This is a genomic window from Rhizobium sp. PvP014 (assembly GCF_017876855.1).
GTDB classification, from domain to species: domain Bacteria; phylum Pseudomonadota; class Alphaproteobacteria; order Rhizobiales; family Rhizobiaceae; genus Neorhizobium; species Neorhizobium soli.
In genome coordinates this window covers 2,026,198-2,043,501 of sequence record NZ_JAGIOT010000002.1, presented here as the reverse complement: position 1 = coordinate 2,043,501, position 17,304 = coordinate 2,026,198, and the positions used below count along the sequence as shown (strand labels likewise).

The window sequence follows — 17,304 nt, the reverse complement described above, 5'->3', positions numbered from 1 at the left end:
ATGGGTAAGCATGCTTCTCAAACGACAGGGAGAACCGGGCAATGCCTCATCTGCGGTCGCACGTTTGCGGTATCGAAGCTTCACAAGGCGGGCACTCTAAGGCCGCATCTCTTCGAGATGATCGCGGAGGAGGTAAAGACCTGTAGCGCCGACAGTCTGATCTGCGACGAGGATCTGGCGCGCTTCAGGCGGCGCTACGTGGAGGCACTGCTGGAAGAGGAGCGGGGCGAGATCACCGAGCTTGACGCCCGCGTGCTCGACAGTTTCGAAAAGGGAACGCTGACGGTTCAGGCGGGCGCGCCCGCCGCAATCGACCAGGCGGAAACGTTCGGGGAAAGGGTCGCCGACAGGGTCGCCGCCTTCGGAGGCTCCTGGACCTTCATCCTGTCCTTTTTAGCCGTGCTGGTTTTGTGGATGGCGCTTAACGTGGTCGGTTTGTCCGCCGATCCGTTCGACCCCTATCCGTTCATCCTGCTCAATCTCGTCCTGTCCTCGCTTGCCGCCCTGCAGGCACCCGTCATCATGATGAGCCAGAGGCGGCAGGAGGACAAGGACCGGCTGCGCAGCGAAAACGACTACATGGTCAACCTTCGAGCCGAACTCGAAATCCGCCAGCTGCATGAAAAGATCGATCACCAGATGGCCAAGCAGTGGGAACGGCTCGCGGAACTGCAGCAGATCCAGATCGAGTTGCTGGAGAAACGATGATCAGTCGGCGTGAGGGATGAGAGGGGACACGCTTTACGTGGATCTCGGAGATTGATAATTTCGAGGAAACAAGCGTGGATCTTATGCCTTCCAGTTATGAACTCGGCCCCCATTACGAAAGCTTCGTGCGCAGGCTGGTGGAAAGCGGACGCTATGCAAGCGAAAGCGAAGTCATGCGCGATAGCCTTCGCCTGCTCGAAGAGATGGAGGAGCATGGCAAGGCCGGCTTCGACGCACTGAAGGCGGATATACGCACCGGGATCGAGAGTGGGCCGGGCATTCCGGCGGATGACGTCTTCGATCGGCTTGAAGCCAGATATGGCGGACGCCGCTCCTGATGCGCGACCGGGCTTCGTTGCATCCACTTCAAACGGTACGTGATGTTCTACACCGTGTCCCAGGATGGTGTGAGAATTGAGCGCATCCTGCACGGCGCGCGATATCCCCGCAGCATTCAAGGAACAAGACTAAACCGATCTCACGGCGGCGTCTGTTGGATTCTTCCGGCGTTCGGGCGTCGCAGGTTGAAGAGGTTGCCGGCGAGGATGAGGATTGCGCCGGCGGCGGTCAGGCCGTCGATGGCTTCGGCGTAGAGAAGGTAGCCGATGAGGGCCGAGGCCGGCACGCGGAGATAATCCATCGGCATCGCCACCGTCGCATCGGCATAAGACAGCGCCTTTGCCATGCAGTAATGCGCGAATGTCCCGGTGAACGCGATCAGGAAGATCCACGGCCAGATCCCCGCGGACGGCCAGGTCCATACCCTGATTGCCGGGATCAGCCCGATGATCGACTGGATGATCAGCATCCAGAAGATGATCTTGGTGGCGCTGTCGGTGCGCGTCAGGAGCTTGGTGGTGATGAAGGAGATGGCGAAGAAGAAGGCAGCGCCCAGCACGATCAGGTGGCCGGGGTTGAGCGGGGCGGCGCCTGGCCGCAGGATCAGAAGCACGCCGGCGAGCCCGAAGCCGATCGCCGCACCCTTGCGCCATGTCAGCTTCTCCCCGAGGAAAGCCGCTGCCATGAGCGCTGCCCAGATCGGGGCGGTGAATTCGATGGCGATGACCTGCGCGAGCGGGATCAGCGTCAGGCCCATCAGCCAGGCGAACTGGCCGATATAGTGGGCGACGTTGCGGCCGATATGGGCCGGCAGGATGGTGGTCCGCATGGCTTTGAAGCCGCCCTCGCGAAACACCAGCGGCAAAAGCATGAAGAAGGCGATGATCGAGCGCATTTCCATCACCTGGAAGACGTCGATCTCGCGGGTGATGATCCGGCCGGAAATCGCCATCAGCAGCAGCAGGCTGATCGACGTCAGCATCCACGCTGCAGCCTTCTTCGTCGACGGGGCCGGCTGGGCTGACGACGTCGCCCGCGAGGCCCTTGCCGATTGATTGCTGTCCACTTCAGTCTCCTTCGACGCAGAACGGTCGCTCTAATGCTTTTTCGGTTTGAAAGGAAAGCCTTTCCGCCCACCGGTTGTGTCTGCTGCTTATCCCGACGTCAGAATTCCCATCGAGCGGAGCAGGTTTTCGTGCTGGTCGCGGCTGACAGTCATGCCCTTGAACGACGCCATGGCTGCAAGATCCATCTCGTCGAAGGTCGCCTGCGAGAGGTTGGCGAAATCAAGCGTCGCGCCGGTGAAATCGATATTGTTGAGGCTCGAACCCATCAGGCTGACGCGGCTCAGATTGCTGTCGACAAACGAGCAGTCTCTGAGATCGCAGCTCTCGAACCGGCTCTCTTCGTAGCTTGCGGCCGCAAACACCGCGTATTGCAGCTTGCAACGCTGGAGAACGACACCACCGAACATCATGCGCTTGCTGATCTTGCGATGAACCTCGGCGTCGAACTGCAGACCGACAGCCGACGAGTCGGTAATCTCGAGCAGGAAGGCCTCGCATTTGACGATGCGGTTGTTGGAAAGGTTGCAAGCCTTAAACTTCGCCTCGTTGAGGTCGCAGTAATTCCACGCAGATCCTGCCTGCGTTTCGCGATCGACGAAGATGCAGTTGAAAAACTCGGCTTCCTTGAAGGAGCAGTTGGAAAAGCTGCAGCCGATGAATTCGCATTCCCTGATCTTCGCGCCGTCGAAGACGCAGTCGTTGAACCGGCAATCTGCGAATTTCGACTCGGACGTGATGAAATCGGTCAGGTCTTCGGATGCAAATCGGAGGCCGATGACGGGTTCCTTCATCGAGAATGCGGCTTCCAGCGACGATTTCTCCACCACGCAATCTCCAATGTCGGGCGTACTGCCTATAAGCCCACGCCACGTTCGCGGTGTGACAGCGGGCTCTCGTTCGCTCTGGGGGTCACCGCCACATCCCGCGCATTCTTGCGGTTACGTCGATGCGGATCTGGTGGCGGGCTTGGCGTTCGGCTTCCGTCATCTGCGCCACCACCGGCCAGGCGGTGCTTTCGAAGAACTGCAGGAGCGTTGCCGGGATGAAGCGGGAGCGCGAGGCGTAGACGTGCCTGTCGCCCTGGGAATGCTGGCCGTGGGTAAAGAATCGCTGCGGCGTGATCAGATGTAGATGATCCTTCGCCCGCGTCATCGCCACATAGAGAAGCCGCCGTTCCTCCTCGATCTCGGCCGTCGTGCCGGTGCCGAGATCGGAGGGAATGCAGCCGTCGACACAGTTGAGCAGGAAAACCGAGCGCCATTCCTGGCCCTTGGCGGAATGGATGGTCGAAAGGATCAGGTAATCCTCGTCCAGCAGCGGAACGCCGGCCTGATCGCTCGTCGCATCCGGCGGATCGAGCGTCAGTTCGGTGAGGAAGCGTTCGCGCGACGCGTAGCCCGAGGCGATCTGCTCCAGTTGCAGAAGGTCGGCCTTGCGGGTGTCGGCATCTTCGTGGATGCGGCTAAGATGCGGCTCGTACCATTGGCGGGCGAGACCGATTTCGGAAGGCCAGCCTTCGCTTTTCCTGACGGCGCCAAGCATCTCGACAAAGGCCGGCCAGTCTTCGCCGGACCTTGGAGGCGAGGGGATTTCCTGGAGTGCTGCCAGCGGTTCCGGATCGGCTGCGATCGCATCGAGGATCTTTGCCGCCGTTTGCGGGCCGATACCCGGAATGAGCTGCAGAAGCCTGAACCCCGCAACCCGGTCACGCGGGTTCTGGGCAAAGCGCAGAGCCGCCAGCATGTCCTTCACATGGGCGCTATCGAGGAATTTCAGGCCGCCGAACTTGACGAAGGGAATGTTGCGGCGCGTGAGTTCCACTTCCAGCGGACCGGAATGGTGCGAGGCGCGAAACAGCACGGCCTGCTGCTTCAGCAACATGCCGGTTTCGCGGTTCTCGAGGATTTTTTCCACGATATAGCTCGCCTGCTCGGTCTCGTCCTTGACGGTGACCAGACGCGGCCGCTCCTCCGACTGCCGGTCGGTCCACAGGTTTTTGGTGAACCGCTCGCGGGCAAGTTCGATGACGCCATTGGCGGCTGCCAGAATGGTGGTGGTCGAGCGGTAGTTGCGGTCGAGCGTGACGATGTTGGCCGGCGGGTCGAAGGTCGCGGGAAAATCGAGGATGTTGCGGATCGTGGCGGCACGGAACGAATAGATCGACTGGGCGTCGTCGCCCACCACCGTCAGGCCGCGGCCGCCGGGTTTCATCGCCATCAGGATCGAGGATTGTAGCCGGTTGGTGTCCTGGTATTCGTCGACCATGACGTGATCGAACCGTTCGCCGACATCCTGCGCAATCAGCGGCTCGCTCATCATCTGCGCCCAGTAGAGCAGAAGATCGTCGTAATCGAGAACGTTCTGCGCCTGCTTGGCGTCCACATAGGAGGCGAACAGGTCGCGCAGCTGCGGTTCCCAGGCAAGGCACCATGGGAAGGAGGTCTTCAGCACCTCGTCCAGCGGCGTCTCGGAATTGACGGCGCGCGAATAGATCGCAAGGCAGGTGCCCTTGGTCGGAAACCGGCTCTCCGTCTTGGAGAAGCCGAGCTCGTGGCGAACGAGGTTCATCAGGTCGGCGGAATCCTCACGGTCGTGGATGGTGAATTCCTGGTCGAGGCCGATCTGTTCGGCATAGATCCGCAACAGCCTTGCGCCGATGCCGTGAAACGTGCCGGCCCAGGCCAGCGCATCGGTCATGACGCCGGACTTCGCCCCCATCACTTCGCGGCAGATGCGCTGGACGCGGCGGCCCATTTCGGAGGCCGCACGGCGGGAAAACGTCATCAGCAGCAGGCGGCGCGGATCGGCGCCCGACACGATCAGGTGGGCGACGCGATGGGCAAGCGTGTTGGTCTTGCCGGAGCCTGCGCCTGCAATCACCAGAAGCGGTCCCGCCGCGCCGCCATCCGGCACGTCCGAACCATGTTCGACCGCGCGGCGCTGGGCCTCGTTCAATTTTTCCAGATAAGCAACCGACATTCAGCTTCCGAGGCATGTTCTTGATGTGTTCGTTTCAGCTCTACCTGATTCGCCGGCATTTGCCGCAATCGGTCTCCATCCCCGTTCGATTCTTAAACTTGACTACGCAGGTCGGCTTTGGCTATCGATGCGATGACGCTTATGAATTGGAGGCAAACTTGAAAATTGTGTCTGCTCTTTCGGCCGGAGCTTCGCTCGCCGTTTCGCTACTCGCTCTGTCCATGCCGGCCAACGCGCAGGTCGCCGACAGCCTGACGATCTACAATGCCCAGCACGAGGGCCTGACCAAGGAATGGGTCGAGGCCTTCAAGGAAGAGACCGGCATCGTCATTACGGTGCGCAACGGATCCGACCTCGAAATGGCAAACCAGATTGTGCAGGAAGGCGCCAACTCGCCGGCCGACCTGTTTCTGACGGAAAATTCGCCGGCCATGGCGCTTGTCGATGGCAAGGGGCTGTTTGAGCCTGTCGACAAGGCAACGCTCGATCTCGTTCCCGAGCAGTTCCGCCCGGCCAACGGTCACTGGACCGGAATTGCCGCGCGCTCCACCGTGTTTGCCTATGACAAGACCAAGCTCACCGAGGACAAGCTGCCGAAATCGATGCTCGATCTCGCCAAGCCCGAATGGAAGGGCCGTTGGGCCGCATCTCCATCGGGCGCCGATTTCCAGGCGATCGTCGGCGCGTTTCTGCAGCTGAAGGGTGAGCCGGAAACTGCTGCCTGGCTGAAGGGCATGAAAGAGAACTTCACCGCCGTGCGGGGCAATTCCACCGCCATGAAGGCCGTCAATGCGGGCCAGTTCGAAGGCGCGCTGATCTATCACTACTACTATTTCGGCGATCAGGCGAAGACCGGCGAAAATAGCAAGAACGTTGCGCTGCATTACTTCAAGAACCAGGATCCGGGCGCCTTCGTGTCGATCTCCGGCGGTGGCATTCTGGCCTCTTCCAAGCACAAGGAGCAGGCGCAGGCATTTCTGAAATGGCTTGCCGGCAAGGGCGGCCAGAAGATTCTGCGTGACGGCACCTCGTTCGAATACGCCGTCGGCAAGGACGAGGCTTCCAACAAGGCGCTCGTTCCGATTGCCGACCTTCAGGCGCCGAAGGTCGAGCCTTCGAGCCTCAACAATGCCAAGGTCACCGACATGATGACAGCCGCCGGCATTCTCTAAACACCATCGAATCCTGTTGCGCACGGACATCGCAGGGCGTACCTGCGATGTCTCTTCTTTCTTGAGCACGCGATGACGTTTACCACCGAGAGCATGGTTGCCAGCCGGCCGCGCCGGAAGCCTGCGGGGAAACCCCTTGCCGGATCGTCTTGGACGCTGGCAATCGCCGTTGCGATTGCCGCCCTGACGCTGACGCCGCTCGGGTTCGTGTTCTGGGCAACGGTTGCGACCGGCTGGGAAACGGCAGCGCAGCTGATCTTCCGTTCCCGTGTCAGCGACCTCCTGTTCAATACCGTTGCGCTGATCGTCTTCACGGTGCCGGTCGCGACGGTTCTTGCAACAGCGCTTGCATGGCTGACGGAGCGCACCGACCTGCCGGGCGCAAAGCTATGGGCCTGGCTTGCCATCGTGCCGCTCGCTATTCCCGCCTTCGTGCAGTCCTATGCCTGGATCGGTATGTGGCCGCGGCTGAACGGGCTTGGAGCGGGCGTGGCGATCTCGGTCGTGACCTACTTTCCCTTCGTCTACCTGCCCGTGTCGGCGGCGCTTCGGCTGATCGATCCAGCGCTCGAGGATCAGGCGGCCTCTCTCGGTCTTTCGCCTGCTGCGGTCTTGCGGCGTGTCGTGTTGCCGCAACTCAGACTGTCGCTGTGTGGCGGGGCGCTGCTGATCAGCCTGCATCTCCTGTCGGAATACGGGCTCTATGCGATGATCCGGTTCGATACGTTCACGACGGCAATCCTTGACCAGTTCCAGTCCACCTACAACGGCGTTGCAGCGCATATGCTGGCGCTGGTGCTGGTTGCCTGCTGCTTCGTGCTGATCGGCGTCGATGCCGCCGTGCGGGGCCGCCGTCGCTATGCCCGGATCGGGTCGGGCGTTGCCCGCCATCCGGTGCGCGCCTCGCTTGGCGTCTGGCGATATCCCTGCCTGCTGCTGCCGGTCGTGACTACTGCGGTTTCGCTTGGCGTGCCGGTGCTGACGCTCGGGCGCTGGCTGATCGCCGGTGGTGCTGATATCTGGCAATTCAGCGAGATCGGGTTGGCCCTTTCCCAGACGCTGACGATCTGCGTGATCGGCGGTGTGGCGACGGCTGCTGCCGCCGTGCCGATCGCCTGGCTTTCGGTGCGCCGCCCGACGCGTTCCAGTCGGTTTCTCGAAGGCTGCTATTATCTCGCAAGCTCGATGCCGGGCGTGGTTGTCGCGCTCGCTCTGGTGACGATCTCGATCCGGGTGATGCTGCCGCTTTACCAGACGGTGGCGACGATCGTCATCGCTTACGTCATCATGTTTCTGCCGCGGGCGCTGGTCAGCCTGCGCGCCAGCATCGCGCAGGTGCCGGCAGAGCTGGAACAGGCGGCCGAAAGTCTCGGACGTTCGCCCGCGCGGGCGCTCTGGTCCACCACAGTGCGGCTGGCGGCGCCCGGCGCTGCATCTGCCATGGCGCTTTCCTCGCTCGGCATCATGAACGAGCTGACCGCGACCCAGATGCTTGCGCCCAACGGCACGCGCACGCTTGCCATGGCATTCTGGGCGCTGACCAGCGAGATCGACTATGCGGGAGCCGCACCCTATGCGCTGCTGATGATCCTGTTTTCGCTGCCGCTTACCCTTCTCCTTCACCACCAGTCAAAAAAGATCGCCGGGCGATGACGCTGCTTACCCTTTCCTCCGTTGCCAAGAGCTACGGTTCCGTCGCAGCCGTTGCCGGTGTCGACCTTGCAGCCCAAAGCGGAAGCCGCACGGCCATCGTCGGCCCTTCCGGCTGCGGCAAGACCACGCTGCTACGGCTGATCGCCGGGTTCGAGGTTCCTGACGCCGGCTCGATCACGCTTGGCGGCGAGATCATGTCCAATGCGGACGCGCATGTTGCTGCCTACCGACGTAATATCGGCATCGTGGCGCAGGACGGTTGCCTTTTTCCGCATCTCTCGGTGCTCGACAATATCGGTTTCGGCATGGACGCGGATCGCACGGCCAAACAGGCAAGGGCTGCGGAACTGATGGAGATGGTCGGACTCGACGGGGCGATGCTTGCCCGCAAGCCGGATCAGCTTTCCGGCGGCCAGCAGCAGCGCGTGGCGCTGGCAAGGGCGCTTGCCCGCAGGCCACGGCTGATGCTGCTGGACGAACCCTTCTCGGCGCTCGACATGGGCCTGAGGACCGCCACCCGAAAGGCTGTGGCCGACGTACTGTCTGCTGCCGGCGTCACCACCATTCTCGTGACCCATGACCAGGCGGAAGCGCTTGCCTTCGCCGATGAGCTGGTCGTGATGCGGGCGGGAAAATTCGCCCAGGTCGGCACGCCGCGCGAGGTCTATCTGAAACCCGTCGACCGGGCGACGGCCACCTTCCTCGGAGAAGCGGTCGTGCTGCCGGCCGTGGTCGGCGACGGGATAGCCGACAGCCCGATCGGCCGGCTAGAGGTTGCGGACGTCACCTATCGCGGCCGGGCGCAGATCATGATCCGGCCTGAGCAGTTTACCGTCAGCCGGATCGAATACGCGCCGGACAACGGGGTCTCGGCTGTGGTCAGCGACGTGGTTTTCTGCGGGCCATCGCTTGATGCGAGGATAACACTCGCCGGAGACGGTATCGCCGAGGGCGAGATTTCCTTCCGCCTGGATATCCCCGGCCGCGAGCTGCTTGCGTCAGGCGACCGGGTGTCGATCGGCATCTCGGGACGAGTGCATCTGCTTGCCGACGCGTAGTTCACATTTTTGCCGGAATATTTCTTCGCGGCCATCACGGCGCTGGAACCTGGAACCTTTTGTCACGTTGTTCCCGCATCAAATATGAAGGAATAATACCATGCTGAAATGGGCTCTCATCTTTCTCGTCATCTCCGTGATTTCAGGCTTCCTCGGCTTCTCCGGCGTCTCCTCTGCCACCGCGGGCATCGCGAAAATCCTGTTCTTTATCGCTATCGTGATCTTCCTGATCTTCCTGGTTCTGGCACTGACGGCAGGCGCCGTGGTCTTCTAAGAAAGACCCCAAGGATCAAAACAGCAAAGCCGCCCTGGAGCTTCCACGGGCGGCTTTTGTTTGCGGTAAATTCGGGAAGTGAAGCGCTATTGAAGCGGCCAGAGCCCCACACGACCCCGGCCGCCTGAGTGCCACTGGCCGAGAGGCCAGCCACAAACTCAGACCCACAAGCTCCCGCATCCGCAAGCCTCGCGCTATTGGTATTGTTACGGATGGAAGAATGGTGACGGGACGTTATGCGGTCGGTTAACGGCTTGAAACGAAAAAGGCTTCCGGTTTCCCGGAAGCCTTTCGTGCCTTGCGGCTAATCAGGATGGTGGGCGTAACAGGGATTGAACCTGTGACCCCTACGATGTCAACGTAGTGCTCTCCCGCTGAGCTATACGCCCATCCGATGGGCGGCTTAAGACCACAGAAACCGATGTGCCGTCAATAGGCTTTTTCCGGTTTTGTGAAGTCTTTTTGACAGCCGCCGGAAAACCGGGCTTACGCGGCCAGAAGCTTGTTCACTTCATCCACAAGATCGCGCAGGTGGAAGGGCTTGGAGAGAACCTTTGCATCCTTCGGGGCCTTCGAATCAGAATTCAGAGCGACGGCGGCAAACCCTGTGATGAACATGACCTTGAGATCGGGGTCGAGTTCGGTCGCGCGCCGGGCGAGCTCGATGCCGTCCATCTCGGGCATGACGATGTCGGTCAGGAGCAGCGAGAAAGGCTCTTCGCGGAGCCGGTCGTAGGCGCTGGCGCCGTTGTCGAAGGAAATGACCTTGTAGCCCGCCTTTTCCAACGCTTTCACCAGGAACCGGCGCATGTCGTTGTCATCTTCGGCGAGAAGGATTTTTGGAAGCATCTCGGGGACCGCTATCTGTCTATGAGTCGTGGCTGTATGGCCGTCTACACTCTCAATTGACGGTAAACATCCGTTTAATAAGAGCCGAAGCAGCCTTGGTGGGATTACATAGTATGGACTTCCCGCCGGGCAACTGGCAACATACCTCATCCGACTTGTTCATGACATGGTAAAAACGGAATGGATTTCAACGCCGGCGATCCTGAGCATTTCGAGGTAAGGGAACCCGCCAGGCAAACCATTCCCTTCGTGTACAACTCTCCCCATAGCGGCCGGTGCTACCCGGAAAGCTTTCTTGCCGACAGCAATCTCGACTCGATGTCGATTCGCCGTTCGGCAGATCATTATGTCGACGATCTCTTCGCCGATGCGCCGGAACTTGGCGCGCCCTTGCTGGCCGCCCATTTCCCCAGGGCCTATCTCGACGTCAATCGCGAGCCGTTCGAACTCGATCCGCGTATGTTCGATGGTCCGTTGCCGCCTTACGCCAATATCGGATCGATGCGCGTTGCCGGTGGCCTCGGCACCATTCCGCGCATCGTCGCCGAGAACATGGATATCTACCGGCGCAAGCTTTCGGTGGTGGAGGGCCTGTCCCGGATCGAGGCAATCTACAAGCCATACCATGCCTGCCTACGCCGGCTGATCGCGGCCACGCATGCCCGGTTCGGCATCTGCGTGTTGATTGATTGTCATTCGATGCCTGGCAATATCCGGCTTTCGGGTTCGAACGTGAAGCCCGACTTCATCATCGGCGATCGTTACGGCACAAGCGCGTCTGCCGAAATTTCGCGCGCAGCGCTCAGCTTCCTGAGTGAGATGGGTTTTGCCGCCGTGCGCAACAAACCCTATGCTGGCGGCTTCATCACCGAACACTACGGCCGGCCCGTGCGCGGCCTGCACGCGCTGCAGATCGAGATCAACCGCGGGCTTTACGTGGATGAGGGGACGCTTTCGAAGCGGCCGGAATTTGATGCGATCGCCGCCGCACTCTCGCTCTTCATGCGCCAGATGGCCGACTTCGTCGCTGATTTCTCGGCCGGCGACACTGCGCTCGCAGCGGAATAGTTTCCCCGCATCAGGCTGACTTCGATCGCCGAGGTAGCCGACTCCCTGACAGAACTCAATGCCGCAGCATGCAGACATCTGCGTGCTCATCGAGCGATATCCTTCCATCCCTGTATTTGGACAAAAAAAACCGCGCTTACAGCGCGGCTAAGTCTAGGGAGGAAACACCCAAGGAGGGTATTTACAGTCAAAGACTGTATGAAGACGCTACGTCCGTTATGCACATTTGTCAATCAATTATTTGACTTGATGAAAATTGCATCATTATTTGGCGAAGTGATCACGTTTTGGTCAGTCGAAGAACGGTTCAGGCCTTTCTAAGCGTCAAGACCTGCTTTAGAACGGGGGCAGCTTTTCTGGGACGGAGTTGTTGATGCTGCCTGATCGCGCTTTTTTCGATACGCTTGCCGATGCCGCCCGCGAGCAGACGCTGCCGCGCTTCCGCACCGGTGTCTCCGTCGTCAACAAGCTGGCCGGCGGTTTCGATCCGGTGACCGAGGGCGACAGGGCGGCGGAAACCGCGATCCGGACCTTGATCGAGGCGCGTTTCCCCGAACACGGCATCCTGGGCGAAGAGCATGGCAATGTCGGGCTCGACCGCGAGCATGTCTGGGTCATCGATCCGATCGACGGGACGCGGGCCTTTATCTCAGGCGTGCCGCTGTGGGGCACGCTGATCGGCTTGCAGTCGAATGGTCGGGCCACGATGGGCATGATGGACCAGCCGTTTACCGGCGAACGCTATTTTGCCGATGGCAAGGTCGCAACCTATCGCGGCCCGGGTGGTGAGGCCGTCCTTGCCGTGCGTGACTGCGGACAGCTATCCGATGCGGTTCTCTTCACCACGTCACCGCATATTTTCGAGGGCGAGGATCTGGCCCTTTACCGCTCGATCGAAGAGAAGGTGCGGCTGTTCCGCTATGGCTGCGATTGCTACGCCTATTGCCTTCTGGCGGGCGGTCATATCGATCTCGTGGTCGAGAATAATCTGCAGCCCTATGATGTCGGTGCGCTGATCCCGATCATCGAGCAGGCGGGCGGCATCATCACCGATTGGGATGGTGGCCGGCCGGAGAACGGCGGCAATATCATCGCCGCCGGTTCGCGTAGCGTGCACGCCGAAGCGCTTGCGCTGCTGGCGCGCCGATAAGACGGGTCAGGCCGCGGTTTCGCTAAGGTCTATGCCGCCATCGAGACCGGGCATGAAGGCCTCGAGCGCCGCCATCACCTGGGCCCGGTAGATATTCTTTTCCTGCAGCAGCTCATGGCGGCCGCCGGTGATGGTGATGAGCTGTGCCGCGCGGAAATTTCGCGATAGTTCCTCCTGCGCCGAATACGGCACGACGCCATCGAGGACAGGCGCGATGATCAGCGTCGGAATGGTGATCCGTGTCAGATGCGCCTGCGACGAGACACGCCGGCCTGCGCGAAGGGTCTCGTGAACCCAGCCGGCCGTCGGTGCGCCGACTGTCAGTTCCGGATAGGCGGCGTAGAGGCCGAGATTTCGCTCGAAGCGGGTGCGATCGCCGGTCAGGCCGTTTCGTTCGAAGGGTATGAAGCGTTTGTCTCCGCCAAGCTGGATCTTGCCGAGCCCGGTCCAGCGCATGACCGTCGAAAGCGGCCAGACGATGCGTTCCGGCAGGGCCTGGCCCTGAAAGCCGATATAGGGCGACAGCAGCGCCATGCGGCTGATCCGGTTGGCGAGTTTCGGCGCCGACGACAGTGCGATCAGTGCGCCGGTGGAATGGGCGATCAGAAAAAAAGGCAGGCGTGCATCCGGAAGCACGATCTGCTCGAGAAAGATGTCGAGGTCTTTCTGGTAGTCGGAGAAATGTCTGACATGGCCTTTTTTCAGATGCCGTGTCTCGCGGTCGGAACCGCCCTGGCCGCGCAGATCGTAGGTCGCGACCCACAGGCCCATCGCGTTGAGCTCGCGGATAGTCTCGAAATATTTCTCGATGAACTCATTGCGCCCCTGCAGCAGCACGATCGTGCCGCGGGCCGGTGAGACCGGTGAGCGGAAAAGCGCGTAACGCAGCTTCGTGCCGCGGTGACCGGTGAAATGGCCAGCGGTGTAATCGGCCGGCGCCGGATTTTCCGGGGTCGATCGCAACAGGGTCTGTGAGGCGTGGGGCGTGTCAGTCATGCCGACAGGCTCAAGCGATCCGGGCCGCCACGTCAAGTGAAATCATCTGAAATGGTGGATGCGGATAGAGGCGAGGCCGGAGCGGAGAACTCTGACCTGCCGGCCTATAACCAGAAAGCCGAGCCCGTCACCGGATGAATTTCCCCCGACAAAAAACCTCTTGAATGACGGAAAATCAATTCCCATCTTTCCTCTGCAGGCGCCGAAAGGGCCTGCAGAACGGGGTCTTCATCGCCAGAACGGGGTGAGACACCAAAGCTAAACCGCAACGTCGCTTCAATGGAGGACTTTATGCGTCACGTCGATTTTTCCCCCCTTTACCGCTCCACCGTCGGTTTCGACCGTCTCTTCAATCTGCTCGACAATCGCAACCTTGGCGATCAGGCCCAGAGCTATCCGCCCTACAATATCGAGCGGACCGGCGACAACACCTATCGCATCACGATGGCTGTCGCGGGATTTGACGAGAAGGAACTCTCGATCGAATTCCAGGCCCATTCGCTGACCGTGAAGGGCGAGAAGAGCGATGACGAAGCCGGTGCCGAGACCGAATATCTCTACCGCGGCATCGCCAAGCGCGCCTTCGAGCGCCGCTTCCAGCTCGCCGATCACGTGGAAGTCGAAACCGCTTCGCTGAAGAACGGTCTCTTGCACATCGATCTGGTGCGCAACATTCCGGAAGCGCTGAAGCCACGCCGTATCTCGATTGCGGCCGATGCTTCCGACAGCGTCAAGACGATCGAAGCGCAGATCGCTCCGCAGCAGGTCAACTGACCCGCCACGGAGAGTAATGACAGCCCAATGACCTCCAGTCACGGGTAGCATACAGACGCCTCTTCCCACGCCGGGAGGGGGCGTTTTTTGCGTGGGATTGATCAGGGCCAAAGCTTCGGCCCTGATTGGCACACCTTAAGGTCTGCACGCCGGTTTCAGGCTGCGGCGACCTTGGCGAGGGCTTCTTCCTTGGCCCTGGCGCGATCGGCGTATTTCTGGGCGATCGCAGCGCAGGCCATCAGCTGGATCTGATGGAACAGCATGATCGGCAGTACGATGGCGCCGATCGAGGCCGACTGGCCGGAGAAGATGGCGTTGGCCATCGGTACGCCGCTTGCCAGCGATTTTTTCGAGCCGCAGAAGGTGATGGTGATCTCGTCTTCTTTCTTGAAGCCGAGCAGTCTGCTGCCGAACATGGTGATGCAGATGACGACGGTCAGAAGCAGCATGTCGATGACGACGACTGCGGCGATGTCGCTCACCGAAAATCGGCTCCAGATCCCTTCGATGACCGCTTCCGAGAAGGCGAGGTAGACGACCATCAGGATCGAGCCGCGGTCGACGGGCGAGAGGATCTTTTTCTTGGAGCGGATCCAGTTGCCGATCCACGGCTGCAGGATCTGGCCGGCGATGAACGGTGCCAGAAGCTGAAGACCGATCTTCTGGATGGCATCGGTCGAAACGCCGGCGTCGCCAGTCGTCGACAGAAGCAGGCCGACCAGAAGCGGGGTCAGGAACATGCCGAGGATGTTGGAGCCGGATGCCGCAACGATTGCCGCCGGCACGTTGCCGCCCGCCATCGAGGTAAAGGCGATCGACGACTGCACGGTGGACGGCAGCACACAGAGGAAGAGGATGCCCATGTAGAGCGGTGCCGGCAGGATGTCTTCCGGAACGAACCCGATCATGAGCCCAAGGATCGGGAAGATCGCAAACGTCGTCAAAAGGATCGTCAGATGCAGGCGCCAGTGCAGGACGCCTGCAACCACCACATCCCGCGACAGGCGCGCGCCATGCAGAAAGAAGAGCAGGCCGATGGCGATGTCTGTCGCCACCCCGAACCATTCCGCCCATACACCCTGGATCGGCAGGAAGGAGGCGAGGATGACGGTGCAGACGAGCATGACTGTGAAGCGATCCGGCAGGTAGCGGCGCATGGAAAATCCTTCGACGATTTCATTGTTTGTCGAGGCTGTCTTCGCTTATCATGAATTTGAATGCAAACACTAACAGCTATCGTGAAGTCGGATAACCATGCTCAACCTGCATCACCTGAACAGTTTTCTCGTGCTGGAGCAGACGGGAAGTTTTACCGATACGGCAGCGCGGCTGGGGCTCGGACAATCGACCGTTACCCAGCATATCCAGCGGTTGGAAAAGTCGCTCGGGCGTCAGCTCGTTTCGCGGGATACGCACCACGTGCGGCTGACGACGGAAGGGGAGGCGCTGCTGGGCTATGCGCGCGGAATGCTGGATCTGAACAGCAAGGTGTCGTCGCTGTTCGGCGAAAGCCGGCTGCGTGGCAGATTGCGGCTCGGCGTTTCCGAGGATGTGGTTGCGAGCCGGCTGACGGGCATTCTCGAAGATTTTATTCGTCTGCATCCACTGGTCGATCTGGAGCTGACCGTGGCGCTGTCGGCCGTGCTCAACCAGATGCAGGACGCGGGCGATCTCGATCTGGTTCTCGCCAAACGGCATGTGGGGGAAACCCATGGGCGTCTGCTCTACCGCGAGCCGCTTGTGTGGCTGGCGCGGGATCCGGAGCGCATGATCGACCGGACCGATGCTCTGCCGCTGATCGCCTTCCCGTCGCCCTCGATCACGCGGCGGGTGGCGCAAGAGGCGCTGGATGGAGCCGGTATGTCCTGGCGGATCGTCTGCACCTGCGGCAGTCTCAGCGGTCTGACGGCTGCGGCGCGGGCGGGAATGGGCGTGCTCGTGCAGCCGCGCAGCATGGCGCCCGAAGGCCTCAAGGAGATCACCGGGGACCGTTTGCCAACGCTGCAGGATGTCGAGTTCGTGCTGATTTCCAGGCGCGGCGCAGATGCCGCGCTGGTCGAGGCCCTGTCCAGCCTGATTACGGCGCAGATTGCGCCACAAAAGCAGGGCTGACGATCAGGCGGAAGCGCAGATCGACAGGAACTGGTCGACGTCCTCTTCAGTGGTCGCAAACGATGTGACCATGCGGATGAGCACTTCGTCTGCCTTGACCTTTTCCGGAATGTCGCGGGGTGCCGGCCAGTTGTAGAAGCGTGCGCCCTGTTCTTCGGCGGCCTTGGCTGAGGCTTTCGGCAGGACCGCGAACACTTCGTTCGATGTCGTCGGCCAGGCAAGCCGGGCGCTGTTGAGCGCGCCGAAGCCAGTGCGCAGGCGATCGGCCATGGTGTTGGCATGGCCGGCGAGACCCATCCACAGGTCGTCCTTCAGATAGGCGTCGAACTGGGCTGCGATAAAGCGCGATTTCGAAAACAGCTGTGCGCTGCGCTTGCGCAGGAATGCAAAATCCTTGGCGAGATCAGGATTGAAGAACACGATCGCCTCGGCGCACCAGCAGCCGTTCTTGGTGCCGCCGAAGGACAGCACGTCGACGCCGCGCTTCCAGGTCATCTCGGCGGGCGAGCAATCAAGCGCGACCAGAGCATTGGCGAAGCGGGCCCCGTCCATGTGCAGCGGCAGACCGTTGTCCTTGGCGATCTTTGCGATCGCGTCGATTTCATCGAGCGTATAGATCGTGCCGACTTCTGTTGCCTGCGTCATGGTGATGGCGGCGGCGCGGCCGTGGTGAATGGCGTCCTGCGGGTAGCGTGAGATGCGCTCCACGAGGTTTTCCGGCAGCATTTTGCCGGCCGGTCCCTCGACCGCGACCATGCGCATGCCCGAGAAGAAGTCGGGTGCTCCGCATTCGTCCTCGATCACATGCGCTTCGGAATGACAAAAGGTGAGGCCGCCGGGGCGGGCGACGCTGGCAAGCGCTAGCGAATTGGCTGCCGTGCCGGTCGCGACAAAGAAGACGGCGACGTCGCGTTCAAACATCTCGTTGAAGCGAGCCTCGATCGAGCGGTCGAGCTCGCTGTTGCCGTAGGCCGCGGAAAAGCGGGTGGATTCCTTCGACAAGCGTTCATTGATTGCGGGATGGGCGCCAGCCCAGTTGTCCGAGGCGAAGAACATGACGTTACCTTGCAAGCGATGTGGGATAAGATGCGGGGCTTTGAGCGAG

17 protein-coding genes and 1 tRNA gene are annotated in these 17,304 nt (G+C 60.9%); 10 read left to right on the top strand and 8 right to left on the bottom strand.

From position 1 onward, the window contains the following. Both J3A65_RS14595 and J3A65_RS14590 read left to right on the top strand, forming a co-directional pair. Nucleotides 1-708, top strand: coding sequence for a DUF1003 domain-containing protein (locus J3A65_RS14595; RefSeq protein WP_092659788.1), 708 nt, complete (start codon nucleotides 1-3; stop codon nucleotides 706-708). 83 nt (nucleotides 709-791) lie between these two features. Further along, nucleotides 792-1,046, top strand: a complete 255-nt coding sequence (locus J3A65_RS14590; RefSeq protein ID WP_209903534.1) for a type II toxin-antitoxin system ParD family antitoxin — start codon at nucleotides 792-794, stop codon at nucleotides 1,044-1,046. A gap of 140 nt (nucleotides 1,047-1,186) precedes the next feature. Here J3A65_RS14590 and J3A65_RS14585 read toward each other — a convergent pair whose 3' ends face one another. The 3 genes from J3A65_RS14585 to J3A65_RS14575 form a co-directional block, all read right to left on the bottom strand. After that, nucleotides 1,187-2,029 (bottom strand): DMT family transporter, encoded by an 843-nt coding sequence (locus J3A65_RS14585; RefSeq protein WP_174196783.1) that lies wholly within the window; start codon nucleotides 2,027-2,029, stop codon nucleotides 1,187-1,189. Between the two features lie 171 nt (nucleotides 2,030-2,200). Beyond that, on the bottom strand, nucleotides 2,201-2,941 hold the full coding sequence (locus J3A65_RS14580; protein ID WP_209901894.1) for a pentapeptide repeat-containing protein: 741 nt from the start codon (nucleotides 2,939-2,941) through the stop codon (nucleotides 2,201-2,203). Nucleotides 2,942-3,023: 82 nt separating this feature from the next. Beyond that, nucleotides 3,024-5,093 carry an ATP-dependent helicase gene (locus tag J3A65_RS14575; RefSeq protein WP_192086031.1) on the bottom strand — a complete coding sequence of 690 codons (2,070 nt, stop codon included), beginning with the start codon at nucleotides 5,091-5,093 and terminating at the stop codon, nucleotides 3,024-3,026. A 158-nt stretch (nucleotides 5,094-5,251) separates the two neighbouring features. Here J3A65_RS14575 and J3A65_RS14570 point away from each other — a divergent pair, with 158 nt between their 5' ends. From J3A65_RS14570 to J3A65_RS14555, 4 genes are all read left to right on the top strand, one after another. Further along, the gene (locus J3A65_RS14570; protein ID WP_245341553.1) at nucleotides 5,252-6,265 is read left to right on the top strand and encodes an iron ABC transporter substrate-binding protein; all 1,014 of its coding nucleotides are present in this window, start codon (nucleotides 5,252-5,254) and stop codon (nucleotides 6,263-6,265) included. 72 nt (nucleotides 6,266-6,337) lie between these two features. After that, on the top strand, nucleotides 6,338-7,918 hold the full coding sequence (locus J3A65_RS14565; RefSeq protein ID WP_209901890.1) for an iron ABC transporter permease: 1,581 nt from the start codon (nucleotides 6,338-6,340) through the stop codon (nucleotides 7,916-7,918). Beyond that, nucleotides 7,915-8,976, top strand: a complete 1,062-nt coding sequence (locus J3A65_RS14560) for an ABC transporter ATP-binding protein (protein ID WP_062582208.1) — start codon at nucleotides 7,915-7,917, stop codon at nucleotides 8,974-8,976. Before J3A65_RS14565 ends, J3A65_RS14560 begins: the two co-directional genes overlap by 4 nt. Nucleotides 8,977-9,076: 100 nt before the next feature. Further along, complete coding sequence (locus J3A65_RS14555; protein ID WP_082471987.1) at nucleotides 9,077-9,250, top strand: DUF1328 domain-containing protein; 174 nt, start codon at nucleotides 9,077-9,079, stop codon at nucleotides 9,248-9,250. 314 nt (nucleotides 9,251-9,564) lie between these two features. Here the strand turns inward: J3A65_RS14555 and J3A65_RS14550 are convergent. Continuing rightward, a tRNA-Val gene (locus J3A65_RS14550) sits at nucleotides 9,565-9,639 on the bottom strand. Nucleotides 9,640-9,736: 97 nt separating this feature from the next. Continuing rightward, complete coding sequence (cpdR1, locus tag J3A65_RS14545) at nucleotides 9,737-10,099, bottom strand: response regulator CpdR1 (protein ID WP_062460988.1); 363 nt, start codon at nucleotides 10,097-10,099, stop codon at nucleotides 9,737-9,739. A gap of 180 nt (nucleotides 10,100-10,279) precedes the next feature. On the opposite strand from cpdR1, the gene J3A65_RS14540 reads away from it, so the two are divergent. Together J3A65_RS14540 and hisN are read left to right on the top strand one after the other, a co-directional pair. Continuing rightward, nucleotides 10,280-11,167: an N-formylglutamate amidohydrolase gene (locus J3A65_RS14540; RefSeq protein WP_209901888.1), complete on the top strand. Its 888-nt coding sequence runs from the start codon at nucleotides 10,280-10,282 to the stop codon at nucleotides 11,165-11,167. A 373-nt stretch (nucleotides 11,168-11,540) separates the two neighbouring features. Beyond that, entirely contained in the window at nucleotides 11,541-12,317 is a 777-nt protein-coding gene (gene hisN / locus J3A65_RS14535) for a histidinol-phosphatase (RefSeq protein ID WP_209901886.1), read from the top strand. A 6-nt stretch (nucleotides 12,318-12,323) separates the two neighbouring features. Here hisN and J3A65_RS14530 read toward each other — a convergent pair whose 3' ends face one another. After that, complete coding sequence (locus tag J3A65_RS14530; protein WP_209901883.1) at nucleotides 12,324-13,313, bottom strand: alpha/beta hydrolase; 990 nt, start codon at nucleotides 13,311-13,313, stop codon at nucleotides 12,324-12,326. Nucleotides 13,314-13,604: 291 nt separating this feature from the next. Here J3A65_RS14530 and J3A65_RS14525 point away from each other — a divergent pair, with 291 nt between their 5' ends. After that, the gene (locus J3A65_RS14525; protein ID WP_062460976.1) at nucleotides 13,605-14,087 is read left to right on the top strand and encodes an Hsp20 family protein; all 483 of its coding nucleotides are present in this window, start codon (nucleotides 13,605-13,607) and stop codon (nucleotides 14,085-14,087) included. 155 nt (nucleotides 14,088-14,242) lie between these two features. On the opposite strand, the gene J3A65_RS14520 is transcribed toward J3A65_RS14525, so the two are convergent. Next, the gene (locus tag J3A65_RS14520; RefSeq protein ID WP_062582327.1) at nucleotides 14,243-15,244 is read right to left on the bottom strand and encodes a bile acid:sodium symporter family protein; all 1,002 of its coding nucleotides are present in this window, start codon (nucleotides 15,242-15,244) and stop codon (nucleotides 14,243-14,245) included. Between the two features lie 97 nt (nucleotides 15,245-15,341). On the opposite strand from J3A65_RS14520, the gene J3A65_RS14515 reads away from it, so the two are divergent. After that, a complete protein-coding gene (locus J3A65_RS14515; protein WP_062460971.1) occupies nucleotides 15,342-16,199 on the top strand; it encodes a LysR family transcriptional regulator in 858 nt (285 codons plus the stop codon). A gap of 3 nt (nucleotides 16,200-16,202) precedes the next feature. On the opposite strand, the gene J3A65_RS14510 is transcribed toward J3A65_RS14515, so the two are convergent. Then, a complete protein-coding gene (locus tag J3A65_RS14510; RefSeq protein WP_209901881.1) occupies nucleotides 16,203-17,255 on the bottom strand; it encodes a low specificity L-threonine aldolase in 1,053 nt (350 codons plus the stop codon). Nucleotides 17,256-17,304: the final 49 nt, after the last annotated feature.

What these genes read in the sequence shown, in the direction of transcription:
- J3A65_RS14595 (WP_092659788.1), top strand. Translation starts at nt 1, where the DNA reads ATGGGTAAGCATGCTTCTCAAACGACAGGGAGAACCGGGCAATGCCTC.
- J3A65_RS14590 (WP_209903534.1), top strand. Translation starts at nt 792, where the DNA reads ATGCCTTCCAGTTATGAACTCGGCCCCCATTACGAAAGCTTCGTGCGC.
- J3A65_RS14585 (WP_174196783.1), bottom strand. Translation starts at nt 2,029, where the DNA reads ATGCTGACGTCGATCAGCCTGCTGCTGCTGATGGCGATTTCCGGCCGG.
- J3A65_RS14575 (WP_192086031.1), bottom strand. Translation starts at nt 5,093, where the DNA reads ATGTCGGTTGCTTATCTGGAAAAATTGAACGAGGCCCAGCGCCGCGCG.
- J3A65_RS14565 (WP_209901890.1), top strand. Translation starts at nt 6,338, where the DNA reads ATGACGTTTACCACCGAGAGCATGGTTGCCAGCCGGCCGCGCCGGAAG.
- J3A65_RS14560 (WP_062582208.1), top strand. Translation starts at nt 7,915, where the DNA reads ATGACGCTGCTTACCCTTTCCTCCGTTGCCAAGAGCTACGGTTCCGTC.
- J3A65_RS14555 (WP_082471987.1), top strand. Translation starts at nt 9,077, where the DNA reads ATGCTGAAATGGGCTCTCATCTTTCTCGTCATCTCCGTGATTTCAGGC.
- cpdR1 (WP_062460988.1), bottom strand. Translation starts at nt 10,099, where the DNA reads ATGCTTCCAAAAATCCTTCTCGCCGAAGATGACAACGACATGCGCCGG.
- J3A65_RS14540 (WP_209901888.1), top strand. Translation starts at nt 10,280, where the DNA reads ATGGATTTCAACGCCGGCGATCCTGAGCATTTCGAGGTAAGGGAACCC.
- hisN (WP_209901886.1), top strand. Translation starts at nt 11,541, where the DNA reads ATGCTGCCTGATCGCGCTTTTTTCGATACGCTTGCCGATGCCGCCCGC.
- J3A65_RS14530 (WP_209901883.1), bottom strand. Translation starts at nt 13,313, where the DNA reads ATGACTGACACGCCCCACGCCTCACAGACCCTGTTGCGATCGACCCCG.
- J3A65_RS14525 (WP_062460976.1), top strand. Translation starts at nt 13,605, where the DNA reads ATGCGTCACGTCGATTTTTCCCCCCTTTACCGCTCCACCGTCGGTTTC.
- J3A65_RS14520 (WP_062582327.1), bottom strand. Translation starts at nt 15,244, where the DNA reads ATGCGCCGCTACCTGCCGGATCGCTTCACAGTCATGCTCGTCTGCACC.
- J3A65_RS14515 (WP_062460971.1), top strand. Translation starts at nt 15,342, where the DNA reads ATGCTCAACCTGCATCACCTGAACAGTTTTCTCGTGCTGGAGCAGACG.
- J3A65_RS14510 (WP_209901881.1), bottom strand. Translation starts at nt 17,255, where the DNA reads ATGTTCTTCGCCTCGGACAACTGGGCTGGCGCCCATCCCGCAATCAAT.